This is a genomic window from Pantoea sp. JKS000250, assembly GCF_003201065.1.
GTDB lineage: Bacteria > Pseudomonadota > Gammaproteobacteria > Enterobacterales > Enterobacteriaceae > Pantoea > Pantoea vagans.
Genome location: NZ_QICZ01000001.1, coordinates 2,705,378 through 2,730,791, shown reverse-complemented (window position 1 = coordinate 2,730,791; position 25,414 = coordinate 2,705,378). Strand labels below are relative to the sequence as shown.

The window sequence follows — 25,414 nt, the reverse complement described above, 5'->3', positions numbered from 1 at the left end:
CGATGAATAAATGGGTCATGAGCGCGCTACATTCTAGCGGCAGCAGCGGCCGTTGTCTTTAAGATTCAGGAGAGTGCATGGAGTTCAGTGTAAAAAGCGGAAGCCCGGAAAAACAGCGCAGTGCCTGCATTGTCGTTGGCGTTTTCGAACCGCGTCGTCTGTCACCGATTGCCGAGCAGCTGGATAAAATCAGCGACGGCTACATCAGCGCCCTGCTGCGCCGCGGCGAGCTGGAAGGAAAAGTGGGCCAGACACTGCTGCTGCATCATGTGCCAAATATCCTGTCCGAGCGTATTCTGCTGATTGGCTGCGGTAAAGAGCGTGAGCTGGATGAACGCCAGTACAAGCAGGTCATTCAGAAAACCATTAATACGCTGAACGACACCGGCTCCATGGAAGCGGTCTGCTTCCTGACCGAGCTGCATGTCAAAGGCCGCAATACTTACTGGAAAGTGCGTCAGGCGGTGGAGACCTCAAAAGAGGCGCTCTATAACTTCGACCAGCTGAAAAGTAACAAAGCCGAGCCGCGTCGTCCGCTGCGCAAGCTGGTGTTTAACGTGCCGACCCGCCGTGAACTCACCAGCGGCGAACGCGCGATCCAGCATGGATTAGCGGTCGCTGCCGGCATGAAAGCCGCTAAAGATCTCGGCAACATGCCGCCAAACATCTGTAACGCAGCCTATCTGGCGTCGCAGGCGCGTCAGCTGGCCGATGCCTTCAGCAAAAATGTGACGACCCGCGTGATCGGCGAACAGCAGATGAAAGAGCTGGGCATGAACGCCTATCTCGCCGTCGGTGCCGGTTCGCAGAATGAATCGCTGATGTCGGTGATTGAATACAAAGGCAATCCCGACGCTGAAGCGCGCCCGATTGTGCTGGTGGGCAAAGGGCTGACCTTTGACTCCGGCGGCATCTCTATCAAGCCTGCCGACAGCATGGACGAAATGAAATATGACATGTGCGGCGCGGCCGCCGTCTATGGCGTGATGCGGATGGTGGCCGAGCTGAATCTGCCGCTGAACGTAGTGGGCGTGCTGGCGGGCTGTGAAAACATGCCGGATGGCCGCTCGATGCGTCCGGGCGACGTGCTGACCACCATGTCGGGCCAGACGGTTGAAGTACTGAACACCGACGCCGAAGGCCGTCTGGTGCTGTGCGATGCGCTGACCTACGTGGAACGCTTCGACCCGGAAGTAGTGATTGACGTGGCAACGCTGACTGGTGCCTGTGTGATTGCGCTGGGCCATCACATCAGCGGCCTGCTGTCGAACCACAATCCGCTGGCGCATGAGCTCATCAGCGCCTCGGAACAGTCGGGCGATCGCGCCTGGCGTCTGCCGATGGCGGATGAGTTCCAGGAGCAGCTGGAGTCCAACTTTGCCGATATGGGCAACATCGGTGGCCGTCCTGGTGGCGCGATTACCGCCGCCTGCTTCCTGGCACGCTTTGCCCGCAAATATAACTGGGCGCACCTGGATATCGCCGGTACCGCCTGGCGTTCCGGCAAGGCCAAAGGCGCGACCGGACGTCCGGTGCCGATGCTGTCGCAGTTTCTGTTGAATCGGGCAGGATTGAACGGCGACGACTAAGCGCCCTCTTTTCTGACAGCAGGGGCGGATCTGAATCTGCCCCTGATCTTCTGATGAGCTAACCGATGAAAAACGCAACCTTCTACGTGCTGGAAACCGATGCAACGAGCGATGGCCTGAGTGCCGTTGAAGCGCTGGTGTGCAATCTGGCGGAAACACGCTGGCGGGCCGGAAAGCGGGTGTTGATCGCCTGCGAAGATGAACAGCAAGCCATTCGTCTCGACGAAGCGCTGTGGCAACGACCGGCAAACGCCTTCGTGCCGCACAACCTGGCGGGTGAAGGTCCGCGCTACGGTGCGCCGGTCGAGCTGGCCTGGCCACAGCGTCGCGGCAGTTCACAGCGCGACCTGCTGATTAGCCTGCTGCCCCACTTCGCAGATTTTGCTACTGCTTTCCATGAAGTGATAGACTTCGTTCCTTACGAGGACGCTCTCAAACAACTGGCGCGCGACCGCTACAAAGCGTATCGCAGCGTTGGATTCCAATTGAATACGGCAGCGCCACCACAGCCGCAAACGACATAGCAGAAATGGAAAAGACATATAACCCGCAAGATATCGAGCAGCCGCTTTACGAGCATTGGGAAAAGCAGGGCTACTTCAAACCGAATGGCGATACCAGCCAGGAAAGCTTTTGCATCATGATCCCGCCGCCGAACGTCACCGGTAGCTTGCACATGGGTCACGCCTTCCAGCAAACCATCATGGACACCATGATCCGTTACCAGCGCATGCAGGGGAAAAATACCCTGTGGCAGGCCGGTACTGACCACGCGGGCATCGCCACGCAGATGGTGGTTGAGCGCAAAATTGCGGCTGAAGAGGGCAAGACGCGCCAGGACTATGGCCGCGATGCGTTCATCGAGAAAATCTGGCAGTGGAAAGCGGAATCCGGCGGCACCATTACCCGCCAGATGCGCCGCCTGGGTAACTCCGTCGACTGGGAGCGCGAGCGCTTCACCATGGACGATGGCCTTTCCAACGCCGTGAAAGAGGTGTTTGTTCGCCTCTACAAAGAGAACCTGATCTACCGTGGCAAACGCCTGGTGAACTGGGATCCTAAGCTGCGCACCGCGATCTCCGATCTGGAAGTGGAAAACCGCGAGAGCAAAGGCTCGATGTGGCATATCCGCTATCCGCTGGCTGATGGCGCAAAAACCGCCGACGGTAAAGATTACCTGGTCGTTGCCACCACCCGTCCGGAAACCCTGCTGGGCGATACCGGCGTGGCCGTTAACCCGGAAGATCCCCGTTACAAAGATCTGATTGGCAAATTTGTGCTGCTGCCGCTGGTTGGCCGTCTGATCCCAATCGTTGGCGACGAACACGCTGACATGGAAAAAGGCACCGGCTGCGTCAAGATCACCCCGGCGCATGACTTCAATGACTACGAAGTGGGTCGTCGTCATAAGCTGCCAATGATCAACATCCTGACCTTCGATGGTGATATCCGCGACCGCGCTCAGGTATATGACACCAACGGCGAAGCCAGCGATGCCTGTTCCGATGAGATCCCGGCCGCTTTCCAGAATATGGAACGCTTTGCCGCGCGTAAAGCCATCGTTGCCGCCGTCGATGAACTGGGCCTGCTTGAAGAGATCAAGCCGCACGATCTGACCGTACCTTACGGCGATCGTGGTGGCGTGGTGATCGAGCCGATGCTGACTGACCAGTGGTATGTGCGTACCGCGCCGCTGGCAAAAGTCGCCGTTGAAGCCGTTGAGAACGGCGACATCCAGTTCGTGCCGAAGCAGTATGAAAACATGTACTTCTCCTGGATGCGTGATATTCAGGACTGGTGTATTTCCCGTCAGCTCTGGTGGGGTCACCGCATCCCGGCGTGGTATGACAACAACGGTAACGTCTACGTTGGCCGTACCGAAGATGAAGTTCGCGCCGAGAACAACCTGGCCGCCGATGTGGCGCTGCGTCAGGATGATGACGTGCTGGATACCTGGTTCTCCTCAGGTCTGTGGACCTTCTCCACCCTGGGCTGGCCGGAAAACACCGAAGCGCTGCGCACCTTCCATCCGACCAGCGTGCTGGTCAGCGGCTTCGACATCATCTTCTTCTGGATTGCCCGCATGATCATGCTGACCATGCACTTCATCAAAGATGAAAACGGAAAACCGCAGGTGCCGTTCAAAACCGTCTACATGACCGGTCTGATCCGCGATGAAGAAGGTCAGAAGATGTCGAAATCCAAGGGCAACGTGATTGACCCGCTGGATATGGTCGACGGCATTTCGCTGGAGGCGCTGCTGGAAAAACGCACCGGCAACATGATGCAGCCACAGCTGGCGGAGAAGATCCGCAAACGTACCGAGAAGCAGTTCCCGGACGGCATCGAGCCATCAGGCACCGATGCGCTGCGTTTCACTCTGGCGGCGCTGGCCTCAACCGGTCGCGACATCAACTGGGACATGAAGCGCCTGGAAGGGTATCGCAACTTCTGTAACAAGCTGTGGAACGCCAGCCGCTTCGTGCTGATGAACACCGAAGACCAGGATTGCGGACAGAATGGCGGCGAGATGACGCTGTCGCTGGCGGATCGCTGGATCCTGACCGAGTTCAACAACACGGTGAAAGCATACCGTGAAGCGCTGGATAGCTACCGTTTCGACATCGCGGCTAACCTGCTGTATGACTTCACCTGGAACCAGTTCTGCGACTGGTATCTGGAGCTGACCAAGCCGGTGATGAACAGCGGCAGTGAAGCTGAACTGCGTGGCACCCGCCATACGCTGGTTCACGTGCTGGAAGCGCTGCTGCGTCTGGCGCATCCAATCATTCCGTTTATCACTGAAACCATCTGGCAGCGCGTGAAGGGGCTGAAAAATATCAGCGACGACACCATTATGCTGCAGCCTTTCCCGCAGTACGATGCGGCGAAAGAAGATGCCGAAGCGAAAGCGGACATCGAATGGATGAAGCAGGCGATCGTCGCGGTGCGTAATATCCGTGCCGAGATGAACATCGCGCTGAGCAAGCCGCTGGATGTGCTGCTGCGTGACTGCTCACCTGCGGCACTGCGTCGCGTTGAGGCTAACCGCAACTTCCTGTCGCGCCTGGCGCGTCTGGAAAGCCTGACCATTCTGCCTGCGGGCGAGAAAGGCCCGGTGTCGGTGACCAAACTGGTTGAAGGCGCAGAGCTGCTGATCCCGATGGCAGATCTGGTGGATAAAACCGCCGAGCTGGAGCGTCTGGCGAAAGAGCTGGTTAAGCTGGATGTCGAGATCGAGAAGATTGAGACCAAGCTGGCAAACGAAGGCTTTGTGTCACGTGCGCCGGAAGCGGTCGTCGCGAAAGAGCGCGAACGCGTGGCAGACCTGCAACAATCAAAAGCAAAACTGATTGAACAGCAGGCGGTCATTGCGGCATTGTAAGCGTCTTAGCTGACAGCTTATTCATAAAGCCGGGCTTGCCCGGCTTTTTTATTGACCTCGTACAAATCCGGAAGAGATGATGACGACCAGTACCATCCCGCGTTTTGACCTCCAGGTGCGGCCAATTACGGCCGCCGATAATCCGCATATTGCCCAGGTGATCCGTGATGTTTCTGCGGAGTTCGGCCTGACGGCTGACAAGGGCTACACCGTCTCCGATCCGCAGCTCGACCAGCTGTTTGAGCTCTATAGTGCAGAACAGAGCGCCTACTGGATTGTGGAGTATCAGGGCAAAGTGGTCGGCGGCGGCGGGGTTGCACCTCTGGCCTGCAGCGCGCCCGATATCTGCGAACTGCAAAAGATGTACTTTCTGCCAGAGGTGCGCGGTCAGGGCCTGGCGCGCGAACTGGCGCTGAGGGCGATAGAATATGCACGCAGCCACGGCTTCCGTCGCTGCTATCTGGAAACCACCGCCAGCCTGACGCGGGCCATCAAACTCTATGAGTCGCTGGGCTTTGAGCATATCGACAGCGCGATGGGCTGCACCGGTCATGTCGACTGCGAAGTACGGATGCTGAAAGCACTATAGGCCACGTTCGACGTAACGCATATCATTGACGGCCTCAATGGCGAACTTTCCGCTGTCGGTGTAGCGCAGCAACGTAACGCTGGCATTACTGAGTTGCGCATGTAATGAGGTATCACCCAGCGCCTGCAGCAGTGTTGAGATTGCCATTCCATGACTGACGACCAGAACGTTGCCGCCGCCCTGCTGCTGAGCCTGTTTTGCGATCGCGGTGATACCCTCAAGCATGCGCTTAGCAACCTGCTCATAGGTTTCGGCCTGCCCGGTAGAGTTGATGCCTGCAAGCGATGGCGTACCTGATGCTTCCGCCTGGTGGATCGCGTCTATAATGCCATCCATATGAATCTTACCTGTGCTGAACGCATCCAGTAACGCCGCATCCGATGCATAGCCCGCCTTAAGCGCCGCAGCAGTAATCATGTTTTTATCCAGGTCGCCTTCATAAAGCCCAAAACAGACTTCCCGCAACCGCTTATCCTCGTTAAGCACCGGCACCTTCTTCCAGGCCTTCATCGCGAGTTGGGCGGTTTCTCTCGCCCTGCCCGAATCGCTTGACCAGGCCGCGACGAACGTTAAAGGTTGCAGCCCTCGCCCCAGTTGCTCTGCTACCGCTGCACCGGAGGCCGTCAGCGGTGTATCAGCCCACCCCTGTGCACGATGAACCGTATTAAACATCGTCTTGCCATGCCGGGTGACATAGAGCATAACGTCGGCTCCCCAGGCCACGCCGGAAAAACCGGAGGCTATCGCCACGGTCACAAATAGAATTTTAATTAAAATATTCATATTTTTCTCCTGATTAAAAAATATTAAACTTATATTCAATAACAATCTCAGCTGAGAGGTTATCAGAGCGCATAAAGTGCCCGCGGGCATTTAGTCGGGGTGTCTCTTTACTGTTTTTATAGGACCAGCCATAGCCAAACAGGGTTGAGAGGGTGAGATCTTTAAAAGAGGGATGCCAGTTACTGAACCGATTAATTAATGCTACCTCACCGGTTCGCACCAGATTATTGCGATAATGAAACTGACCATAGTTGAGCTGTATTCCGCTTTTTATGCCGCGTGAGATCTGATACTGACTTAATGAAACCAGCGCCAGCTCTTTATCACGCGTATAGTCTTTACCGGCAGAGGTCAGTGAACTGAAACGTCCACGGCTGTTTTTTGTTAAATGCCGGACATAATATCCTACCGCATTTTTTTTAGGGGCTGAGGTCCAGGCGACAGCAAACCTCTGGGTCCAGGCATCCTGTGTCCACTTCGCTTCACCCACGTAGTGCCAGGCATGTTTATCAAAACTTCGTTTGCTGGCAGGCATATTCTTATAATTTTCCAGCCCCTGACTGCCATAAATCTGCGAGGAAAAATGCCAGCGTGGTGAGAGGGTATAAGCGGCCTCAATCACATGGCGACGCTGGTAATCTTTGGCTTCCCCAAAAGCGTAGACCAGCGCGCTTTGTTCATCTTTATAGCTCAGCGCACCCGTATAAATAGCATCAACTTTGCGGCCGGACTGTGTTTGCAGGTTGAGCGTTTTAGCCGAGTCATGGCGTAGGGTTTTGTGGAAAACCCCCACATCGAGTTGCGTATTTCGCCAGTTCAGCGCCCCACGGTAGCCCGCGTAGCTGTTTCGTGATAACCGATCGGTTGAAGTCAGCACGCCGATATTTTTTAGCTCCTGCCATCCGGCCTTTGCCTTCAGCGCCAGCGCGCGATCACCCAGCTTCAGCTTCAGATAACGCTGGCCAAATTTACTGAAGCCGTGGGCATCCTCTTTTTTCATGTTGCCGCCGCTATCATAAAGCAGCCCGCGCGTGGAAAAGTAGTCACTGGCACCCAGCCTGACAGCCCGGGTGTAGGTTGTATCAAACCCAATCCGGTCCCATAAATACCCGGAGTGAAAGTCCAGCGCCAGTGCCTGTCCCCAGGCATTATGAACCGCCACAGGTTGTGCTTCGTTCTCCTTAAGGTATTTCCAGTGGTTATGTAGTTTCAGATCAAGCCCAGCCTCCTGCCAGAGGCTATTCCGGATGAAGGAGGCAGACGCTTCGGAGAAATCAGCCTTTGCCTGGAACGCCATTAATATTAGCGAAGTCAATAACGGAAATAAGACCTTCTCCTTCATGATTGACACCCTCCCTGCGACATTTATTAAAAGTGATACAAAAAAGATAAAAACACCGTTCAGTGTCCAATAAAAAACCCGACGCATAACCTTCTGGTAAAAAGGTCACGCGCCGGGTTTTGCTTTTAAGAATAACAATCCCGATTCACTATCTGGAATATATTTATATATAGCGCGGAAGTCAGCGGGAAAAATAGTTTATGTGAGGCATGGCACAGAAAAACGCCCGACAAAGCCGGAGTTATTAAATTAATACGTTACCTGAACATTTATTTCAGGCAAGGCTACGCAAGTGAAAATGATAAAGTATTAAAAAGAACAACGGGAAAAATGGAGAAAATAAGGTGACACCCTGAGAGGTGTGTCATCAGGCATGGCTTACCATGCCGGTACGCCACTGTGAAAACGTAATTCGTTGTCGGGTTCGCTGATTAACCGCCCTTCTGTCACGCCAATCGCCTGAACCCGCGGCGCGATATCTTTACCGGCAATCTGTGCCGCCAACATTAAATAGTCCTGATAATGCCGCGCTTCGGAGCGCAGCAGCGAAATATAGAACTTCGCCAGTTCATCATCAAGATACGGTGCCAGGCTGGCGAAACGCTCGCAGGATCGCGCCTCAATGTAAGCGCCACAAATCAGCTTATCCACCAGCGTTTCCGGCTCATGGGTGGTCACTTCGCGCAGCAGCGATTTGGCATAGCGGCTGGAGGTAATCTTCTGATAGACCAGCCCGCGCGACTGCATAATTTCCCACACCTGATAGAAGTGATGCAGCTCCTCTTTAATCAGCAGCACCATCTTCTCCACCAGCTCATCCGCCCACGGCAGCGCATTGCGCACAATAACGCTTTTTGTCAGGTTCTTATGGGCGTTGATAAAGTCGCTGTCGCCATCTTCGCGGAAAATAAAATCTTCATAGGGCTTCAGCCACGCCAGAATGGCGTCGCCGCTGGGTTTGTCGGCGACATATTTGCGGATCAGCCACACCGCGGTCTGGGCAGCTTTCAGCTCGCACACCAGATGGTCGGTTAACAGCAGAGTCAGGTTTTCCGGCTTGCGCGCCTCGTCAATCCAGGCCTGTGGCGTGCGGCAGTGCAGAAACTGATAGATCGGTTCAAGTAAGGGTGCGTAATTCATGATGTCAAAAGGGGTGGCAGAAGTGACAGGCGGAGAACGCTCCGCCCCGGCTACTTAGTGGCGAATACCATCATCATCTTCATCTTCGATGGCGTCGTCATCTTCGTCTTCATCTTCGGCATCAGGGTCTTCGAAATAGGTGCCCCAGCCGTCGTAGTCGACGTTGTACTTACCAATCAGGTTCACCAGCTGCTCAACCTGCACATCAATCAGTTCAGGCTTCAGCGCAGATTCGCTGATGATGTCGACGCACATCACGGTGGTGCCATCTTCCAGCTCCAGCTCTTCCGGCTCGGTCACTTCATAACCCAGCTTGAATGCATCAACCGCGGCTTTTTCCAGTGAATCAAAATTATTGCATGAGAGATGATGCTCGATGGTATAGAGCGCATCAGGATCGCTGCCATCCTCCAGCAGCTCTTCGATAATCTGCCGTGTCTCTTCCTGCTGCTCTTCCAGTAATGCTTCATATGCCATGACAATGTCCTCTCTGAGTTCGGCAATAATCAATTATTTTCCCACACTGCCTGTCGCGCCACTACACAAAACGAAAAGTTTATTAGCTCCAGACTTGAAAATGAATATTCATACGGTTAAATTGAATTTTAATTCATTTTGATGATTACCGGAGTGTTGTATGAGTCAGCTGTATCAGCGCCATTTCCTCAGGCTTCTGGATTTTACCCCCGCCGAAATCGATCACCTGCTCTCCCTGTCTGCTGAATTAAAACAGGCGAAAAAAAACGCCAGCGAAGTGCAGTATCTGAAAGGTAAAAACATCGCGCTCATCTTCGAAAAAGACTCGACCCGTACCCGATGCTCTTTCGAAGTTGCCGCTTACGATCAGGGTGCAAACGTGACTTATCTTGGCCCGAGTGGCAGTCAGATCGGCCACAAAGAGTCAATGCGCGACACCGCGCGGGTGCTGGGCCGCATGTACGATGGCATTCAGTATCGCGGTTACGGTCAGGAGCTGGTAGAGACGCTGGCAGAACACGCCGGTGTGCCGGTGTGGAACGGTCTGACCACCGAGTTTCACCCAACCCAGCTGCTGGCTGACCTGCTGACCATGCAGGAGCATCTGCCGGACAAAAAACTCAGCGAGATGACGCTGGTTTATGTGGGCGATGCGCGCAATAACATGGGTAACACCATGCTGGAAGCCGCCGCTCAGGTCGGTCTGGATCTGCGTCTGGTGGCCCCGAAAAGCTGCTGGCCAGAGGACGAACTGGTGGCGCAGTGCCGCGACGCTGCGCAGCAGACCGGTGGCAACATTACCCTCACCGAAGATATTGCTGATGGCGTAAAAGGCGCTGACTTTATCTACACCGACGTCTGGGTGTCGATGGGCGAAGCCAAAGAAGTCTGGGCCGAGCGTATTGCCCTGCTGCGTGACTATCAGGTTAACCGGGCGATGCTCGATCTGACCGGCAACCCGCAGGTGAAATTCCTGCACTGTCTGCCCGCCTTCCACGACGACCAGACGACGCTGGGCCAGCAGATGGCAGAGCAGTACGATCTGCCCAACGGCATGGAAGTGAGCAACGAGGTATTTGAGTCGCCGCACAGCATTGTGTTCGACCAGGCCGAGAACCGGATGCACACTATCAAAGCGGTGATGGTCGCCACGCTGGGCCAACGCTGATCGAAGAGGTTCAGACGGGCTGAGGACGCTGAGTCACGTCCGCTGGTGAAGAGCGCGTCACCCGTCTGACGGCCCATGCGTGCTTAGCTGCTACCGAGGCGCAAACGTTTTCCTCTTGCCGCCCCACCGCGAACGGGTATAATGCGGCCCAATTTGCCGGAGGAAATATGCGACAGCACAGCGGACAATTTAACGTTCAATCACGCCTGACCGCAGGCGGCGCTGCTGTTTCTTTCGGTCATCGACCCGATCTTAAAAAAGCCCCTTAAGCAGGGGCTTTTTTTTGTCCGCAATCCGGCCGCGCAGAGGAGAGAGCTATGCCTAACCCGCTATATCGCAAGCACATTATTTCAATCAACGACCTCAGTCGTGAAGAGCTGGAACTGGCACTGGACACCGCCGCAAAGTTGAAAGCCCGTCCGCAGCCGGAACTGCTGAAGCACAAGGTGATCGCCAGCTGCTTCTTTGAGGCCTCGACCCGTACCCGCCTGTCGTTTGAAACTGCAATCCATCGCCTGGGCGCGTCAGCGGTGGGCTTTGCGGACGGCAGTAATACCTCGCTGGGCAAAAAAGGCGAAACCCTGGCCGACACCATTTCTGTCATCGGCACCTACGTTGATGCGATCGTGATGCGTCATCCGCAGGAGGGCGCGGCGCGACTGGCGACCGAGTTCTCCGGCGGCATCCCGATTCTTAATGCCGGTGACGGCGCAAACCAGCATCCGACCCAGACGCTGCTCGATCTCTTCACCATTCAGGAGACGCAGAGCCGTCTTAATCAGCTGAATGTGGCGATGGTCGGCGACCTGAAGTATGGCCGTACCGTGCACTCCCTGACGCAGGCGCTGGCGAAATTTGATGGCAACCGTTTCTTTTTCATCGCACCCGATGCGCTGGCGATGCCGGCCTATATCACCGATATGCTGGATGAGAAGAACATCGCCTGGTCACGGCACGACAGTTTTGAAGAGGTGATGCCGCAGCTCGATATCCTCTACATGACCCGGGTGCAGAAAGAGCGGCTCGACCCGTCCGAATATGCCAACGTTAAAGCACAGTTCATTCTGCGCGCTGCCGACCTCAGCACAGCGCGCGACAACATGAAGGTGCTGCACCCGCTGCCGCGCATCGACGAGATCACCACCGATGTCGATAAAACCCCGTATGCCTGGTATTTCCAGCAGGCGGGTAACGGCATCTATGCGCGCCAGGCTCTGCTGGCACTGGTTTTAAACAGCGAACTCGCCCTGTAAGGAGAACCCCCATGACGCAGGACAACAAATTGCAGGTCGAAGCGATCAAACGCGGCACGGTCATCGACCATATTCCGGCGCAGATCGGTTTTAAACTGCTCTCCCTGTTCCGGCTGACCGAAACCGATCAGCGCATTACCATCGGTCTGAATCTGCCGTCGGGCGAGATGGGCCGCAAAGATCTGATCAAAATTGAGAACACCTTTCTCACCGACGATCAGGTAAATCAGCTGGCGGTCTATGCGCCGCACGCCACGGTTAACCGCATCGACGACTACGAAGTGGTAGCGAAGATCGCCCCGACGCTGCCGGATCACGTTGAACGGGTGCTGACCTGCCCCAACAGCAACTGCATCAGCCGCAGCGAGCCGGTCTTCTCCAGCTTTGCCGTGAAGCAGCGTGCCGACGATGTGCATCTGAAGTGCAAATATTGCGAGAAAGAGTTCGCCCGTCATGTGGTGCTGGGTCACTGGTAATCGCCCTGCCCGACCTTATAATGGGCAACACCGGCGGCATCGCCGCCTGACGACATAATCAAAGGAGCCATGATGTCTCGTGAAATCAGTACTGAAAAAGCCCCTGCCGCTATCGGTCCCTATGTTCAGGGTGTCGATCTGGGCAGGATGATCATCACATCAGGTCAGATCCCGGTCGATCCGGCGACTGGCCAGGTGGCAGATGACATTGCCGCACAGGCGCGTCAGTCACTGGAAAATGTGAAGGCGATTGTTGAAGCCGCGGGTCTGAAGGTGGGTGACATCGTGAAGACCACGGTGTTCGTGAAGGACCTGAATGATTTCGCCACGGTCAACGCGACCTATGAAGCGTTTTTCACCGAGCATGAGGCTAATTTCCCGGCGCGTTCCTGTGTTGAAGTGGCGCGTCTGCCAAAAGATGTGAAGATCGAAATCGAAGCGATTGCCGTCCGTCGCTAAGCCTCACGCCGCCTCTTCCCGCGTAAGCCGGAGAGAGGCGGCGAATTTGTTACCGCTTAGCCGGTCGCCATAGCCACAGCACCGTAATCGCCAGCGCAAACAGCACGCCAAAACCGACGCCCGTCGCCACCGCAGGGGCTCCCGCCTTAATCGCCAGCGTATAGAGCCCCAGCATGATCAGCATGGCGCTGTTCTCGCCCAGGTTCTGAACCGCAATCGCATTGCCTGACCCGACGCTCTCTTTGCCGCGCGCCTGCAGCAGCGCATTCAGCGGCACCACAAAGAAACCGCCCAGCGCACCAATCAGCATCAGCACTAAATAGGCATTCATCAGGGAATGCTGCAGCGCGAAGACCACCACCATCACGCCAATCAGCACACCGGCTGGCATACAGCGACGCACGGTCTCCAGCGTGACCAGCTTCGCCGCCGCCGCCGCGCCAATCACAATGCCGATCGCCACCATGGCATTCAGCGTGGTTGGCGTGGTGTTGTCATTGATGCCCAGCGCCACCGGCACCCAGAGCACCAGCAGGAAACGCAGCGTCACGCCTGCGCCCCAGAACAGGCTGGTGCCGAGCAGCGAGAAGCGCGTCTCTGCGTCACGCCACAGCAGCGCAGCGGCACTGAAGAAACTGCGCGTCATCACGCCAAACTGCCAGCTCTGACCCGGCCGTGCCGCCTGAAGTTTCGGGATAAACAGGTTCGCGATCACGGCGATGCCGTAGGTCAGCGCACAGATCCCCAGTGCCGCCAGAATATGCCAGTCAGCCAGCATACCGCCTGCCACCGAGCCAAGCAGAATGGCGGCGATGGTCGACGCCTCCATCAGCCCGTTGGCTTTCACCAGCTTCTCGCCGTGGGTGATCTCACCGAGGATGCCATATTTGGCCGGTGAGTAGGCCGCTGCGCCCGCGCCCACCAGCGTGTAGCCGAGGAAGGGATTGAAGCCGAAGCAGATCACCAGCGCGCCCAGCAGCTTCAGGCTGTTGGCGAGCATCATCACCCGCCCTTTCGCCATGCTGTCCGCCACCTGCCCGACAAACGGTGCCAGCAGAATGTAGGCTGCAACAAACAGCATCTGTAATACCGGCTGGCTCCACTCGGGATAGAACTGACTTTTCAGCACCGCCAGCGTGGCAAACAGCAGCGCGTTATCGCCGAAGGCCGAAAAGAACTGGGCGATAATCACGGCAATCATGCCGCGCGACATCAGCGGCGCATTACGATCAAGGCTCATGCCTGCTCCTCTTCCGCCATTTTTTTCAGCGTGACGTAGTCGGGTTTACCGCTGCCCAGCTGCGGCAGCTGCTTCATGACACGGATATCACGCGGCAGTGCCAGCTCTGGTGCACCCAGCTCGCGGGCCGCTTTCTGCAGCCTGTCGCGCGCCAGCTCAGCATCGGTGGTGAACAGCACCAGTGCCTCACCACGCTGACCATCCGGGCGCAGTGAAGCGGCGTGCTGTTTGTCCGGTGACGCTTTAAGGGCGATCTGCTCGACGATCTCCAGTGACACCATCTCACCGGCAATCTTCGCAAAGCGTTTGGCACGGCCCTGAATCTGGCAGAAGCCGCCTTCATCGAAGCTGACGATATCGCCGGTGTCATACCAGCCCGCTTCCATATTGCCTTCACCATCGTCGGCGGCCGGTGCTTCCAGCACGCCAGGATTTTCGACCCGCAGATAGCCCTTCATCACGTTCGGCCCACGCAGTTGCAGGCGTCCGCCGTGCTCAATGCCCGGCACCGACATCAGTCGTGAATCCATGCCCGGCAGAATGCGCCCCACGGTGTGCGTCTTCGCCGCCATCGGCACGTTAATCGCCACGACCGGTGCGCACTCGGTTACGCCGTAGCCTTCGAGAATGCGAATACCATACTTCTCGATGTAGAGCTGACGGGTGTTCTCCTGCAGCTTCTCCGCACCCGCGACCACATAGCGCAGACGGGCAAAATCATAGGGCGCGGCAAAGCGTGCATAGTTGCCCAGGAAGGTTGAGGTGCCAAACAGCACGGTGCAGTTACGGTCATAGACCAGCTCCGGCACGATGCGATAGTGCAATGGGCTGGGATAGAGGAAGACCTGTGCGCCGGTCATCAGCGGCGTAAACAGCCCGACGGTCAGACCAAACGCATGGAACAGCGGCAGCGCCGACATAAAGCGGTCGCGCGGGGTGAAGTCCGCGATGGTGCGGATCTGCTCGACGTTCGCCAGCAGGCTTTTATGTGAATGCACCACGCCTTTGGGATTGCCTTCAGAGCCGGAGGTAAACAGCACCATCGCGGCGTCTTCCGGCTGCTGAGGCAACTGGGCGCGATGCGGCATCAGCAGATGCGCGAGGATCCACAGCTTGTCCTTGCCGGTGACGGTATCTTTGAGATCTTCCAGGTAGATCCACTGCACATCGTCCAGCCCCTGCGGCAGATGCCACAGGTTGCCTTTGTCCAGGAACTGCCGTGATGTGAAGACGGTTTTGATCTGCGCGGCGGTCAGTGCAGCCCGCATGCCGTTAACGCCCGCGCTGTAGTTGAGCATGGCCGGAACGCGCCCGCGCAGCGTAGCCCCGAAAATCGCTGCTGCTGTCACAGTGGTATTGGGCAGCAGCAGCCCCACCACTTCTCGCGGCTGGCTGTAGCGCTCCAGAATACGGCCCACGCCCAGCGACTTCTTCAGCAGTCCGGTGTAGCTGTCGGGTTTGAAATTCACATCTTCGATGCAGCGCTTAAACGCGCCATAGCGTGTCCGCGCCGCCAGAAACGCCTCAAACAGGGTTTCACGCGGACGCACCGCCATGCGCGCTTCCATCATCACGTGATGCAGATGCTCCCCGGCCAGCACGCGCCGGTCGCGCGCCCGTTTCGCCTCCGGCATCGGAATGCGGGTCGCGGGCAGAATGGTCAGGGTGATGCGCGGGAACAGGCGACGTTTGAACACGCCCGCCAGACGACCGAACGGCGTGTATTCAGCGCCTTCGATGCGCATCGGCACCACATTCGCGCCTGAACGCGCGGCGACAAAGCCGGCCCCGCTGTAGATCTTCATCAGCGATCCGGTCACGGTTATCCGGCCTTCCGGGAAGATCACCACCGGACGGCCCGTATCAATCAGCCGTACCAGCTGCTTCAGCGCCATAGGCCGGGTCGGATCCAGCGGCACAAAGTCGATAAAGGGTTTAATCAGACGCATAAACCAGCTTTCGCTGATGGTCGAGTAGACGGCGAATACCGGTTTAATCGGTAAAAAGAGCGCCAGCAGCATGCCGTCAAGAAACGACATATGGTTCGGCGTGATTAATACCTTCTGCTTATGCAGTTCGGCGACGTCGCCACGCAGTTCGACCCGCCATAACAGGCGAAATATCAGGCGTAAAAGTGTGAAAGCCATGCCGGTTCCTTAGCATCGTGAAAATTAGCCCCTCACGATGCAGGATTTGACGCGGTTCGACAACCGAATTATCGGCAGTCTGACGCGGCTTCAGGGGGCCTGCCAGCCACCGCCGAGCGCGGCAATCAGCGCCACGCTGCTGACCCACTGCGTGCTCTGCAGCGTCAGCAAACTCTGCTGCGCACTCAGGCTGCTGTTCTCAGTGGTCGCTACATCCAGGTAGTTAATCATACCCGCCTCATACTGCAGACGCGTCACCCGCGCCGAGGTCTGTGCAGCATCGGTGGCGCGCTGCTGTGCGGCGATTTCGCCCTGCAGCGTGTTCAGCTCCACCAGCTTATCTTCCACTTCCTGCATCGCGGACAGCACCGTCTGACGATAGGTCGCGACGCTGGCATCCCAGCTCGCCCGCGCCTGATCGACTTTGGCAGAGGTCGCGCCCGCGTCAAGCAGCGTGCCGCTCAGCTCCGGCCCCAGCGACCAGACGCGGTTCGGCAGTGAGAACAGCGAATGCAGCACCGAAGCGCTGACGCCACCGCTGGCGCTCAGGGTCAGGTCGGGATAGTAACCAGCCACCGCCACACCCACGGCGGCATTGGCGGCGGCCATGTTGCGTTCGGCGTATGCAATGTCGGGACGGCGCTGCAGCAGCTCGCCCGGCAGGGCCGCCGGAATCGCGGGCAGCGTGGCGGTCAGCGGCGCGGCGGCCAGGCTAAAGTCGGCGGGGGCTTTGCCGATCAGCAGCGCAATGGCGTGCTCCATCTGCGCGCGCTGCCACTGGTAATCCTGCGCCGAGGCGCTGGCATTCTCCAGTTGCAGCTGCGCCTGAGCCAGAGTCGCCCGCGACGCGGTGCCCGCCTGATACTGGCTGGTAATGACGTTCAGGTAGCGCTGATAGGCGTCAACGCTCTGCTGATAGCGCGCGATTTTCTGATCCATGATGCGCAGCTGGAAATAGTCCTGCGCCAGCTCAGACTGGGCGCTCAGGGTGATATTGGCCAGTTCCGCCGCACTGGCCGCGGCGCTGGCGCGGTCCTCCTCCAGCGTGCGCCGCAGTTTGCCCCACAGATCCAGTTCCCAGCTGGCACTCAGCTCCGCCTGATGGCTGCTGCTGGTGGTGCGAACGCTGCTGTTGGTTGCATGGCTGCCGCTGCGCGTCACACTGCCGTCATAGCCCAGCGAAGGAAACAGCGCCGCGCGAGACTCCGCCGCCAGCGCCTGCGCCTGCCGGTACTGCGCGGCATAGGTCGCCACATTCTGATTCGACACGCTGACCTGGCTCAGCAGCCCGCCCAGCGTGGCGTCGTGATAGACCGCCCACCATTCGCCTTTGCTTTGCGCATCCAGCGGCGTCGCCTGCTGCCAGCCTTTCGTCTCTTTATAGTGAACCGGCATCGCCACCGCCGGGCGCTGATAATCGGGACCAACGCTACAGCCAGCCAGCAGCAGCACAATAAACGGGATAAGAGATTTCATGGATCAGGATTCCGCATGGCGCAGACGACGCCATTGACGTTGAGTGGCACGACCCAGACGGTCGAGCCACAGATAAACAACCGGTGTGGTAAACAGCGTCAGCAGCTGGCTGAGCGCAAGACCGCCTGCGATGGCAATCCCCAGCGGACTGCGCAGATCGGCATCCCCGCCACTGCCCAGCGCCAGCGGCAACGCGCCGAAAAACGCGGCCAGCGTAGTCATCATGATCGGCCGGAAGCGCATCAGGCACGCCTGGGTGATCGCCTGCTGCGGCGACATGCCCTGCCGCCGTTCCGCGTCGATGGCAAAATCGATCATCATGATGGCGTTCTTTTTCACGATGCCAATCAGCAGGATGATGCCAATCAGCGCGATCACCGTGAGCTGCGTGTTGGTCAGCAGTAGCAGTAACAGCGCGCCGACGCCCGCAGACGGCAGCGTCGAAAGAATGGTCAGCGGATGGATGTAGCTCTCGTAGAGCACGCCGAGCACGATATAGACCGCTGCCAGCGCCGCCAGAATCAGCCACGGCATGGTAGCGGTCAGCTGGGAAAAGGCGGCGGCAGTACCGGCAAAACCGGCATGAATGGTCGATGGCAGGCCCAGCTTCGCCATCGCCTGTTTAATCAGACCCTGCGCCTGCTCCAGTGAAACGCCATCATTGAGATTGAACGCCACCGTGCTGGTCGCTGACTGGCCCTGATGCGCCACCGACAATGGTGCATTGCCGCCGCTGAAGCGGGTAAAGGCGGAGAGCGGCACGCGGTCACCGCTGTCGTTAATCACATAGAGCTGCTGCAGCGTCTCCGGATTCGCGGTATCGCTGTCCTGCAGCGACATCACCACGTGATACTGATTCAGGGTGTGATAGAGCGTGGCGATCTGCCGCTGGCTGAAGGCATTGTTCAGCAGCGTATCCAGCATTTTCACGTTGACGCCCAGCCGGGTGGCGCGGTCACGGTCAATCGTCAGTTCCACCTCCTGACCGCCGGTCTGCGAGTCGGAATCCACGCTGTTAAGCTGGGGGATCGCCGCCAGCGCCGCCTGCACTTTCGGCGTCCAGATCCGCAGCAGATCAAGATCGTCTGCCTGCAGACTGTACTGATACGTGGCGTTAGCGCTGCGTCCGCCAATGTGCAGATCCTGCGCCGCCATCAGGAACATCTGCGCCCCGGCGATGTGGCTGGTTTTACGCGTCAGCCGGTTGGCCACTTCGGTGGCCGTGGCATCGCGCTGGTCAAAGTCCTTCAGCCGCACGAAGAAGTTGGCGCTGTTACGGGAGCCAAACATCCCGCTGCCCATCGACGACATCACGCTCTCGACCGCCGGATCTTCCTGAATGATTTTGGTGAACATCAGCATTTTCGGCTTCATCGCCTGAAATGAAATGTTCTGATCGGCGCGCAGCGCGCCCATCAGTAGCCCGGTGTCCTGATTCGGGAAGAAGCCCTTCTGCACTACGGTAAACAGAAAAACATTCAGCAGCACGGTCAGCAGCAGACTCAGCAGCGTCAGTTTCTGATGGCGCATCACCCAGGCCAGCCCGCGTCCGTAGGCGGCCAGCAGGCGGTTCAGCTGATTTTCAATAAACTGATAAAGCGGATGCGGCCGCTGGCTGACGGGCGGCTTTGGTTTCAGCAGACGTGCGCAGAGCATCGGCGTCAGGCTGAGCGAGACAAACAGCGAGATCAGCAGCGACACGGTGAGCGTCACGGCAAACTCGCGGAACAACCGTCCGACAATGCTGCCCATCAGCAGGATCGGGATGAACACCGCGATCAGCGACACGGTCATCGACAGCACGGTGAAACTCACCTCCTGCGCCCCGCGCAGCGCCGCCCGCAGCGGGCTCAGCCCGCGCTCAATGTGACGGGTGATGTTCTCCAGCACCACGATCGCATCATCCACCACGAAGCCGGTGGAGATAATCAGCGCCATCAGTGACAGGTTATCCAGGCTGTAACCCAGCAGGTACATCACCGCACAGGTGCCGATCAGCGACACCGGCAGCGCCAGTGCCGGAATGATCACCGCCTGCAGATTGCGCAGGAAAATAAACACTACCGCAATCACCAGCAGCACCGCGATCAGCAGCGTCTCTTCGGTATCATACAGCGAGGCGCGCACGCCGGGCGAGCGGTCAACCACCACTTTCAGCTGGCTGTCCGCGGGCAGGCTCTTTTCCAGCAGCGGCAGCTGCGCTTTTATCGCGTCGATGGTTTCGAGCATATTAGCGCCCGCCTGACGTTTGATGCCGATCATCACCGCAGGCGTGGCATTCAGAAATCCCGCCTGGTAGCGATCTTCCACCGAATCATAGACCGTGGCAACGTCGCGCAGCCGCACCGCCTTGCCCTGCTGATACGTGACGATCAGATCGCGATAGCTGGCGGCCTTTTCCAGCTGGCCGTTGCTGTCCACCAGCCACGACTGGTCACTGCCCTGCAGGATTCCCTTGGGCAGATTGGTGGTGCTGTTGGCAACGGCGGCACGCACCGTCTCCAGCGAGATGCCATAATGGGTCAGCTTCAGCGGCTGCAGATCAATCCGCACCGCGGGTAAGGCGCTGCCCATCAGCGACACTTCGCCCACGCCCTGCACCTGTCCCATCGCCTGTTCGATCTTGCTCTCCGCCAGATCGTAAAGCTCGCCGGGCGTGCGGGTGGCAGAGGTCAGCGCCAGCATCACAATCGGCGCATCCGACGGGTTGGCTTTGCGATAGGTCGGCAGCGAGGCCATCGCGCTCGGCAGCAGGCTGCGCGACGCGTTGATCGCCGCCTGCACGTCGCGTGCCGCGCCATTGATATCACGGTCCAGCTCAAACTGCAGGATGATGCTGCTGGAGCCCTGCGAACTGCTGGAGGTCATCTCACTGATACCCGCAATCTGCCCGAGCGAACGTTCCAGCGGGGTGGCGACCGTCGCCGCCATCGTTTCCGGGCTGGCTCCCGCCAGGCTGGCGCTGACCATGATGGTCGGAAAATCGACCTGCGGCAGCGGTGCCACCGGCAGCAGCCGGTAGCCCAGCGCGCCGAGCAGCAGGATCGCCAGCGTCAGCAGCAGCGTCGCCACCGGACGAAAGATGAATAGCCGGGTCAGATTCATTGCCCGCTCCGCGCCTGCTGCTGACGGCGTTTCACCCAGGCGTTGCCGCGCTGTGCCAGCCCGTCAAACCAGAGGTAGATGACCGGCGTGGAGAAGAGCGTCAGCACCTGACTGACAATCAGCCCGCCGACAATCACCAGCCCCAGCGGCTGCCGCAGTTCGGCACCCGAGCCGGAGGCGAGCATCAGCGGCAGCGCGCCGAGCAGCGCCGCCATCGTCGTCATCAGGATCGGGCGGAAGCGCAGCAGGCAGGCCTGATGAATCGCCTCACGCGCGCTCAGGTGCTGCTGATGTTCCGCCTCCAGTGCGAAGTCGATCATCATAATGGCGTTCTTTTTCACGATGCCGATCAGCAGGATGACGCCAATCAGCGCAATCAGGCTGAACTCCGTGCCCGCCAGCAGCAGCGTCAGCAGGGCGCCCACCGCCGCCGACGGCAGCGTAGAGAGAATCGTGACCGGATGGATAAAGCTTTCGTAGAGGATTCCGAGCACCACATACATGGTGATCAGCGCCGCCAGAATCAGCCACAGCGTGTTGCCGGTGGCGCTCTGGAACGCCGAGGTTTCCCCCTGATAGCGCAGCGTGGTGCTCTCCGGCAGCTGCAGCTGCTGGCGCACCTCCGCAATTGCCCGCTGGCCATCCTCCAGCGAGTAGCCTGGATTAAGGTTGAAGGAGATCATCACCGCCGGGAACTGATTCAGCCGCATGTGCATCAGCGAGCCGGTGCGCTGATGAATCGTCGCGATAGAGGTGAGTTTCACCATCCCGCTGCTGGCCGTAGTGCTGTCCGAACCTGAGGTGGACGTCGACGTTGATGAAGAGGTGGATGAAGAGGTGGACGAAGAGGCAGATGACGTCGTGCTGGTGGATGACGACGTTGAACTGCTGCTGGTGGACGGCTGCAGATAAACATCATCAAACGACGCCGGCCCCTGCTGGTAAGCCGGCGCCACTTCCAGCACCACCCGATACTGATTCGACTGGGTAAAAATGGTCGAGACCAGACGCTGACCAAACGCGTTATAGAGCGCAGTGTCCACGTCCGATGCGGTAATGCCGAAGCGCGCCGCTTTGTCGCGGTTCAGCTCCACGTAAGAGACACGCCCCTGATCCTGCAGGTTACTCACCACGCCATTAAATTCGGGCCGCTGCTGCAAGGCAGCCACCAGTTTCGGCGACGTGCGGACCAGATTTTCACTGTCGGCGTCGTCGAGGGTGAACTGATACTGACTCGGCGATACCTGATCGTTGACGGTGAGATCCTGCGCTGGCTGCAGATAGAGCCGGATACCCGGCACGCTGGCGGTCGCCTGGTTCAGCTGGCTGATGACTTCGCTGGCACTGAGATCGCGTGAGCCAAACGGCTTAAGGTTGATCTGCAACCGTCCGCTGTTGAGGCTGGTGTTGGTGCCGTCGATACCGATGGTCGATGAGACGCTCTCCACCGCCGGGTTTGTCAGGATAAGTTTAGAGAGCGCCTGCTGGCGCGAGGCCATGGCGTTAAACGAGACATCCTGAGAGGCAACGGTGACGCCCTGAATCAGCCCGGTATCCTGCGTCGGGAAGAAGCCTTTCGGCACCATCAGATAGAGCAGCGCCGTCAGCCCGAAGGTCGCCAGCGCCACCAGCAGCGTCAGTTTCTGATGATTCAGCACCATGGTCAGCAGCCGGTCATAGCCGCGCACCAGCCGGTCAAACAGCGCGCCGCCCTTGCGGGCAAAGGTTGACTGCTGCTCTGGCGGAATGTGCCGCAGCAGATACGCGCACAGCATAGGGGTCAGCGTCAGTGACACCAGCATCGACACCAGGATCGCCACCGCCAGCGTAATCGCGAACTCCCGGAACAGCCGCCCGACCACATCGCCCATAAACAGCAGCGGGATCAGCACCGCAATCAGGGAAAAGGTCAGCGAAATGATGGTGAAGCCAATCTGCTGTGAGCCTTTCAGCGCCGCCTCCATCGGTGACTCGCCCTGCTCCAGCCGCCGGGAGATGTTCTCGACCACCACGATCGCGTCATCGATGACAAAGCCGGTGGCGATGGTCAGCGCCATCAGCGACAGATTATTCAGGCTGAAGCCCGCCAGATACATCACGCCAAAGGTGCCAACCAGCGACAGCGGCACCGCCACGCTCGGGATCAGCGTGGCGGCCACGTTGCGCAGGAACAGGAAGGTCACCATCACCACCAGCGCAATCGACAGCATCAGCTCAAACTGCACGTCGCTGATTGAGGCGCGAATGGTCTGGGTGCGGTCGGAGAGAATGGTCATCTTTACCCCGTCCGGCAGCGCCGCCTGCAGTGCGGGAAGCTGCGCCTTGATGTTGTCCACCACCTGAATAACGTTTGCGCCGGGCTGGCGCTGCACGCTGATGACAATCGCGGGCTGGTTATTGGCCCATGCGGACTGGAAGCTGTTCTCCGGACCCTGCTCAATATGGGCGATATCTTTCAGGCGCAGCGCCGCGCCGTTCTCGTAAGTGAGGATCAGGTTGCCGTACTCTTCGGCGGTGCGCAGCTGATCGTTGGCGTCGATGGTGACCGAATGATATTTGCCGTCAAAGCCGCCTTTGGAGCCATTGACGTTGCTGTTGCCGATCAGCGTATTCACCGCCTCCAGCGTCAGATGATGCGCCGCCAGCGCCTGCGGGTTCATCTGCACCCGAATCGCGGGCTGATGACCGCCCGCCAGCGTCACCATACCGACGCCGGAAATCTGCGACAGCTTCAGCGCCACCCGGGTATTCACCAGATCCTGCACCTCTGTCAGCGGCAGCGTGTCTGAACTGGCTGCCAGCGTCACCACCGCGCTGTCCGCCGGATTGACCTTTTTGTAGGTCGGCGGATTAGGCAGCTCGTCAGGCAGCAGGTTATTTGCCGCGTTAATGGCCGCCTGCACCTCCTGCTCGGCGACATCCAGCGACAGATCCAGGCTGAACTTCAGAGTAATGATCGACGAGCCGCTGGCGCTGGTGGAGCTCATCTGGCTCAGCCCCGCCATCTGCCCTAGCTGGCGCTCCAGCGGTGAGGTGACCGACGACGCCATGACATCCGGGCTGGCGCCAGGATAGAGCGTGGTGACCTGAATGGTCGGATAGTCGACCTGCGGCAACGCCGAGGTCGACAGGAATTTATAGGCGAAGATGCCCGCGATCAGCACGCCGACCATCAGCAGAATGGTGGCGACCGGACGCAGAATAAACAGGCGAGACGGGTTCATTTCGATACAGCACCGGCAGCGGACGTCTCATCCGCCAGCGTGACTTTGCTGCCGCTGGTCAGACGATCGATCCCTTCCGTTACCAGCCGCTCGCCCGGCGAAACGCCACTGAGGATCGCCTGCTGATCGTCGCCGAACGCCGGGCCGGTGGTGACCGCTTTGCGCGTGACGGTGTGATCTTTGTTGATCACAAAGACGAAGCTGCCATCGCTGCTGAGCTGCAGCGCCTGCGCCGGGATCACCGTCACGCCTTTCAGCACCCGGGTCTGCAGCCTGATATTCACAAACTGGTTAGCAAACAGCGCTTCATCCTGGTTGGCAAACATCGCCTTCAGCGCCACGGTGCCGGTGGCGGTGTCGATCTGGTTGCTGATGAACTTCACTTCGCCGCTGGCGAGCGGATGCTGATTGTCCTGATCGAACAGCGTGGCGGGCAGGCTCTGTCCCTGATGCAGCACGCTGACCAGCGCCGGGATGTCGCTTTGTGGCACGCTGAAGGTCACGGCAGCGGGCTGCATCTGCGTAATGGTGACCAGGCCGGTACTGCTGGAGCTCTGTACCATGTTGCCGGGATCGACCTGACGCAGGCCGACGCGCCCGCTGATCGGAGCGGTGATCCGGGCATACTCAATGCTCAGCTTCGCACTGGCAATCTGCGCCTGATCGGCGGCGACAGCGCCGCGATACTGCCCGACGGTGGCAATCTGACTGTCCAGATCCTGACGCGCCAGCGCATCCTGCGCCGCCAGTTTGCGGTAACGCGCCAGCGTCAGCTCGGCACTTTTCAGCAGCGCCTGGTTTTCGCTGAGTTCAGCCTGATACTGGTTCAGCGTCGCCTGATAGCTGCGCGGATCGATCTGCGCCAGCAGTTGCCCGGCGCTGACCTTTTGCCCTTCAGTGAAGAAAACCTGCTCCAGCTGACCGTCAACGCGGCTGGTCACCGTCACGCTGGCGTTGGGGATCACCGTGCCGAGCGCATTCAGCCATACTGGTACATCCGCCGTGCTGGCAACCCCGCTGTGAACCAGCGTCGCCCCGCCGCCCATCATGCCAGGCGCACCCGGTCTGCCCGGCGGCATTCCCTCACCCGGCCCGTGCCCCGAAGAGAGCAGACGCCAGATAACGCCCGCGACAATCGCAATAACCAGCAACAGGAGCAGCCATTTAAGCCCAAAGGAACGCGCGGGGCGAGAAAGGTGAGTCATCGTCGAACTCTTCAGATAAGCAGAAAAAGAAATCCCGGAACGTGCGGAATGCGGCAGTGAAAACCGGCTGTGGCGAGCAAAAAAACGCCAGGCGTCACGGCGGCCATTATCGGTGAAAGGCGACGCGCGTTTCTACCGGCAAACTGTCAGGGTTTCGTTAAGAACGATGATGATTTAACGGCGGTTGATACAGCCGAAAAGGCAGGGGTCCGGTGCGCAGGCAAAAAAAACCCACGCATCTGCGTGGGTCGGTGTAATAACAGGGTCTCACTGCCGAAGCGGTGTTGTTTTCACACCCATCAATACCTCTGGGATGGCTATACTCGCACTAATTGACCGCGCGGAGACAGCGGGAA

At 58.6% G+C, this 25,414-nt stretch carries 18 protein-coding genes; 8 read left to right on the top strand and 10 right to left on the bottom strand.

Going from position 1 to position 25,414, the window contains the following annotated elements; all coding sequences use genetic code 11:
* Positions 1–77 precede the first annotated feature (77 nt).
* The 4 genes from pepA to BY447_RS12910 all read left to right on the top strand — a co-directional run bounded on the left by pepA (position 78) and on the right by BY447_RS12910 (position 5,563).
* Positions 78–1,589: a leucyl aminopeptidase gene (gene pepA / locus BY447_RS12925; RefSeq protein WP_009092357.1), complete on the top strand. Its 1,512-nt coding sequence runs from the start codon at positions 78–80 to the stop codon at positions 1,587–1,589.
* A 65-nt stretch (positions 1,590–1,654) separates the two neighbouring features.
* Positions 1,655–2,113 (top strand): DNA polymerase III subunit chi, encoded by a 459-nt coding sequence (locus BY447_RS12920; RefSeq protein WP_008925453.1) that lies wholly within the window; start codon positions 1,655–1,657, stop codon positions 2,111–2,113.
* 5 nt (positions 2,114–2,118) lie between these two features.
* The gene (locus tag BY447_RS12915; protein WP_033781700.1) at positions 2,119–4,974 is read left to right on the top strand and encodes a valine--tRNA ligase; all 2,856 of its coding nucleotides are present in this window, start codon (positions 2,119–2,121) and stop codon (positions 4,972–4,974) included.
* 76 nt (positions 4,975–5,050) lie between these two features.
* Complete coding sequence (locus tag BY447_RS12910; RefSeq protein ID WP_013359944.1) at positions 5,051–5,563, top strand: GNAT family N-acetyltransferase; 513 nt, start codon at positions 5,051–5,053, stop codon at positions 5,561–5,563.
* Here BY447_RS12910 and BY447_RS12905 read toward each other — a convergent pair.
* From BY447_RS12905 to rraB, 4 genes are all read right to left on the bottom strand, one after another.
* Complete coding sequence (locus tag BY447_RS12905) at positions 5,558–6,346, bottom strand: histidine phosphatase family protein (RefSeq protein WP_110331255.1); 789 nt, start codon at positions 6,344–6,346, stop codon at positions 5,558–5,560. The genes BY447_RS12910 and BY447_RS12905 overlap by 6 nt on opposite strands.
* A 13-nt stretch (positions 6,347–6,359) precedes the next feature.
* Positions 6,360–7,775, bottom strand: coding sequence for a hypothetical protein (locus tag BY447_RS12900; protein ID WP_323859488.1), 1,416 nt, complete (start codon positions 7,773–7,775; stop codon positions 6,360–6,362).
* A 291-nt stretch (positions 7,776–8,066) separates the two neighbouring features.
* Positions 8,067–8,828 carry a tRNA isopentenyl-2-thiomethyl-A-37 hydroxylase MiaE gene (miaE, locus tag BY447_RS12895; protein WP_033781691.1) on the bottom strand — a complete coding sequence of 254 codons (762 nt, stop codon included), beginning with the start codon at positions 8,826–8,828 and terminating at the stop codon, positions 8,067–8,069.
* Positions 8,829–8,882: 54 nt separating this feature from the next.
* Positions 8,883–9,305 carry a ribonuclease E inhibitor RraB gene (gene rraB, locus BY447_RS12890; RefSeq protein ID WP_013359940.1) on the bottom strand — a complete coding sequence of 141 codons (423 nt, stop codon included), beginning with the start codon at positions 9,303–9,305 and terminating at the stop codon, positions 8,883–8,885.
* 160 nt (positions 9,306–9,465) lie between these two features.
* On the opposite strand from rraB, the gene argF reads away from it, so the two are divergent.
* The 4 genes from argF to ridA all read left to right on the top strand — a co-directional run bounded on the left by argF (position 9,466) and on the right by ridA (position 12,661).
* On the top strand, positions 9,466–10,473 hold the full coding sequence (argF, locus tag BY447_RS12885; RefSeq protein ID WP_110331253.1) for an ornithine carbamoyltransferase: 1,008 nt from the start codon (positions 9,466–9,468) through the stop codon (positions 10,471–10,473).
* Positions 10,474–10,790: 317 nt separating this feature from the next.
* Positions 10,791–11,726 carry an aspartate carbamoyltransferase gene (gene pyrB, locus BY447_RS12880; RefSeq protein ID WP_033781687.1) on the top strand — a complete coding sequence of 312 codons (936 nt, stop codon included), beginning with the start codon at positions 10,791–10,793 and terminating at the stop codon, positions 11,724–11,726.
* A gap of 11 nt (positions 11,727–11,737) precedes the next feature.
* Positions 11,738–12,202, top strand: a complete 465-nt coding sequence (pyrI, locus tag BY447_RS12875; RefSeq protein ID WP_010251684.1) for an aspartate carbamoyltransferase regulatory subunit — start codon at positions 11,738–11,740, stop codon at positions 12,200–12,202.
* Between the two features lie 72 nt (positions 12,203–12,274).
* Positions 12,275–12,661, top strand: coding sequence for a 2-iminobutanoate/2-iminopropanoate deaminase (gene ridA, locus BY447_RS12870; RefSeq protein ID WP_110331252.1), 387 nt, complete (start codon positions 12,275–12,277; stop codon positions 12,659–12,661).
* Positions 12,662–12,710: 49 nt separating this feature from the next.
* Here ridA and lplT read toward each other — a convergent pair whose 3' ends face one another.
* The 6 genes from lplT to BY447_RS12840 form a co-directional block, all read right to left on the bottom strand.
* Entirely contained in the window at positions 12,711–13,901 is a 1,191-nt protein-coding gene (gene lplT, locus BY447_RS12865) for a lysophospholipid transporter LplT (protein WP_013359936.1), read from the bottom strand.
* Positions 13,898–16,048, bottom strand: a complete 2,151-nt coding sequence (gene aas, locus BY447_RS12860) for a bifunctional acyl-ACP--phospholipid O-acyltransferase/long-chain-fatty-acid--ACP ligase (protein ID WP_110331251.1) — start codon at positions 16,046–16,048, stop codon at positions 13,898–13,900. The genes lplT and aas overlap by 4 nt, the downstream gene beginning before the upstream one ends.
* 90 nt (positions 16,049–16,138) lie before the next feature.
* On the bottom strand, positions 16,139–17,524 hold the full coding sequence (locus tag BY447_RS12855) for an efflux transporter outer membrane subunit (RefSeq protein ID WP_110331250.1): 1,386 nt from the start codon (positions 17,522–17,524) through the stop codon (positions 16,139–16,141).
* 3 nt (positions 17,525–17,527) lie between these two features.
* Positions 17,528–20,629 (bottom strand): efflux RND transporter permease subunit, encoded by a 3,102-nt coding sequence (locus BY447_RS12850; protein ID WP_110331249.1) that lies wholly within the window; start codon positions 20,627–20,629, stop codon positions 17,528–17,530.
* The gene (locus BY447_RS12845) at positions 20,626–23,853 is read right to left on the bottom strand and encodes an efflux RND transporter permease subunit (RefSeq protein WP_110331248.1); all 3,228 of its coding nucleotides are present in this window, start codon (positions 23,851–23,853) and stop codon (positions 20,626–20,628) included. Before BY447_RS12845 ends, BY447_RS12850 begins: the two co-directional genes overlap by 4 nt.
* A complete protein-coding gene (locus BY447_RS12840) occupies positions 23,850–25,058 on the bottom strand; it encodes an efflux RND transporter periplasmic adaptor subunit (RefSeq protein ID WP_110331247.1) in 1,209 nt (402 codons plus the stop codon). The genes BY447_RS12845 and BY447_RS12840 overlap by 4 nt, the downstream gene beginning before the upstream one ends.
* Positions 25,059–25,414: the final 356 nt, after the last annotated feature.

Coding starts and splice junctions, on each gene's coding strand:
- pepA (WP_009092357.1), top strand. CDS start 78: ATGGAGTTCAGTGTAAAAAGCGGAAGCCCGGAAAAACAGCGCAGTGCC.
- BY447_RS12920 (WP_008925453.1), top strand. CDS start 1,655: ATGAAAAACGCAACCTTCTACGTGCTGGAAACCGATGCAACGAGCGAT.
- BY447_RS12915 (WP_033781700.1), top strand. CDS start 2,119: ATGGAAAAGACATATAACCCGCAAGATATCGAGCAGCCGCTTTACGAG.
- BY447_RS12910 (WP_013359944.1), top strand. CDS start 5,051: ATGATGACGACCAGTACCATCCCGCGTTTTGACCTCCAGGTGCGGCCA.
- BY447_RS12905 (WP_110331255.1), bottom strand. CDS start 6,346: ATGAATATTTTAATTAAAATTCTATTTGTGACCGTGGCGATAGCCTCC.
- BY447_RS12900 (WP_323859488.1), bottom strand. CDS start 7,775: ATGCGTCGGGTTTTTTATTGGACACTGAACGGTGTTTTTATCTTTTTT.
- miaE (WP_033781691.1), bottom strand. CDS start 8,828: ATGAATTACGCACCCTTACTTGAACCGATCTATCAGTTTCTGCACTGC.
- rraB (WP_013359940.1), bottom strand. CDS start 9,305: ATGGCATATGAAGCATTACTGGAAGAGCAGCAGGAAGAGACACGGCAG.
- argF (WP_110331253.1), top strand. CDS start 9,466: ATGAGTCAGCTGTATCAGCGCCATTTCCTCAGGCTTCTGGATTTTACC.
- pyrB (WP_033781687.1), top strand. CDS start 10,791: ATGCCTAACCCGCTATATCGCAAGCACATTATTTCAATCAACGACCTC.
- pyrI (WP_010251684.1), top strand. CDS start 11,738: ATGACGCAGGACAACAAATTGCAGGTCGAAGCGATCAAACGCGGCACG.
- ridA (WP_110331252.1), top strand. CDS start 12,275: ATGTCTCGTGAAATCAGTACTGAAAAAGCCCCTGCCGCTATCGGTCCC.
- lplT (WP_013359936.1), bottom strand. CDS start 13,901: ATGAGCCTTGATCGTAATGCGCCGCTGATGTCGCGCGGCATGATTGCC.
- aas (WP_110331251.1), bottom strand. CDS start 16,048: ATGGCTTTCACACTTTTACGCCTGATATTTCGCCTGTTATGGCGGGTC.
- BY447_RS12855 (WP_110331250.1), bottom strand. CDS start 17,524: ATGAAATCTCTTATCCCGTTTATTGTGCTGCTGCTGGCTGGCTGTAGC.
- BY447_RS12850 (WP_110331249.1), bottom strand. CDS start 20,629: ATGAATCTGACCCGGCTATTCATCTTTCGTCCGGTGGCGACGCTGCTG.
- BY447_RS12845 (WP_110331248.1), bottom strand. CDS start 23,853: ATGAACCCGTCTCGCCTGTTTATTCTGCGTCCGGTCGCCACCATTCTG.
- BY447_RS12840 (WP_110331247.1), bottom strand. CDS start 25,058: ATGACTCACCTTTCTCGCCCCGCGCGTTCCTTTGGGCTTAAATGGCTG.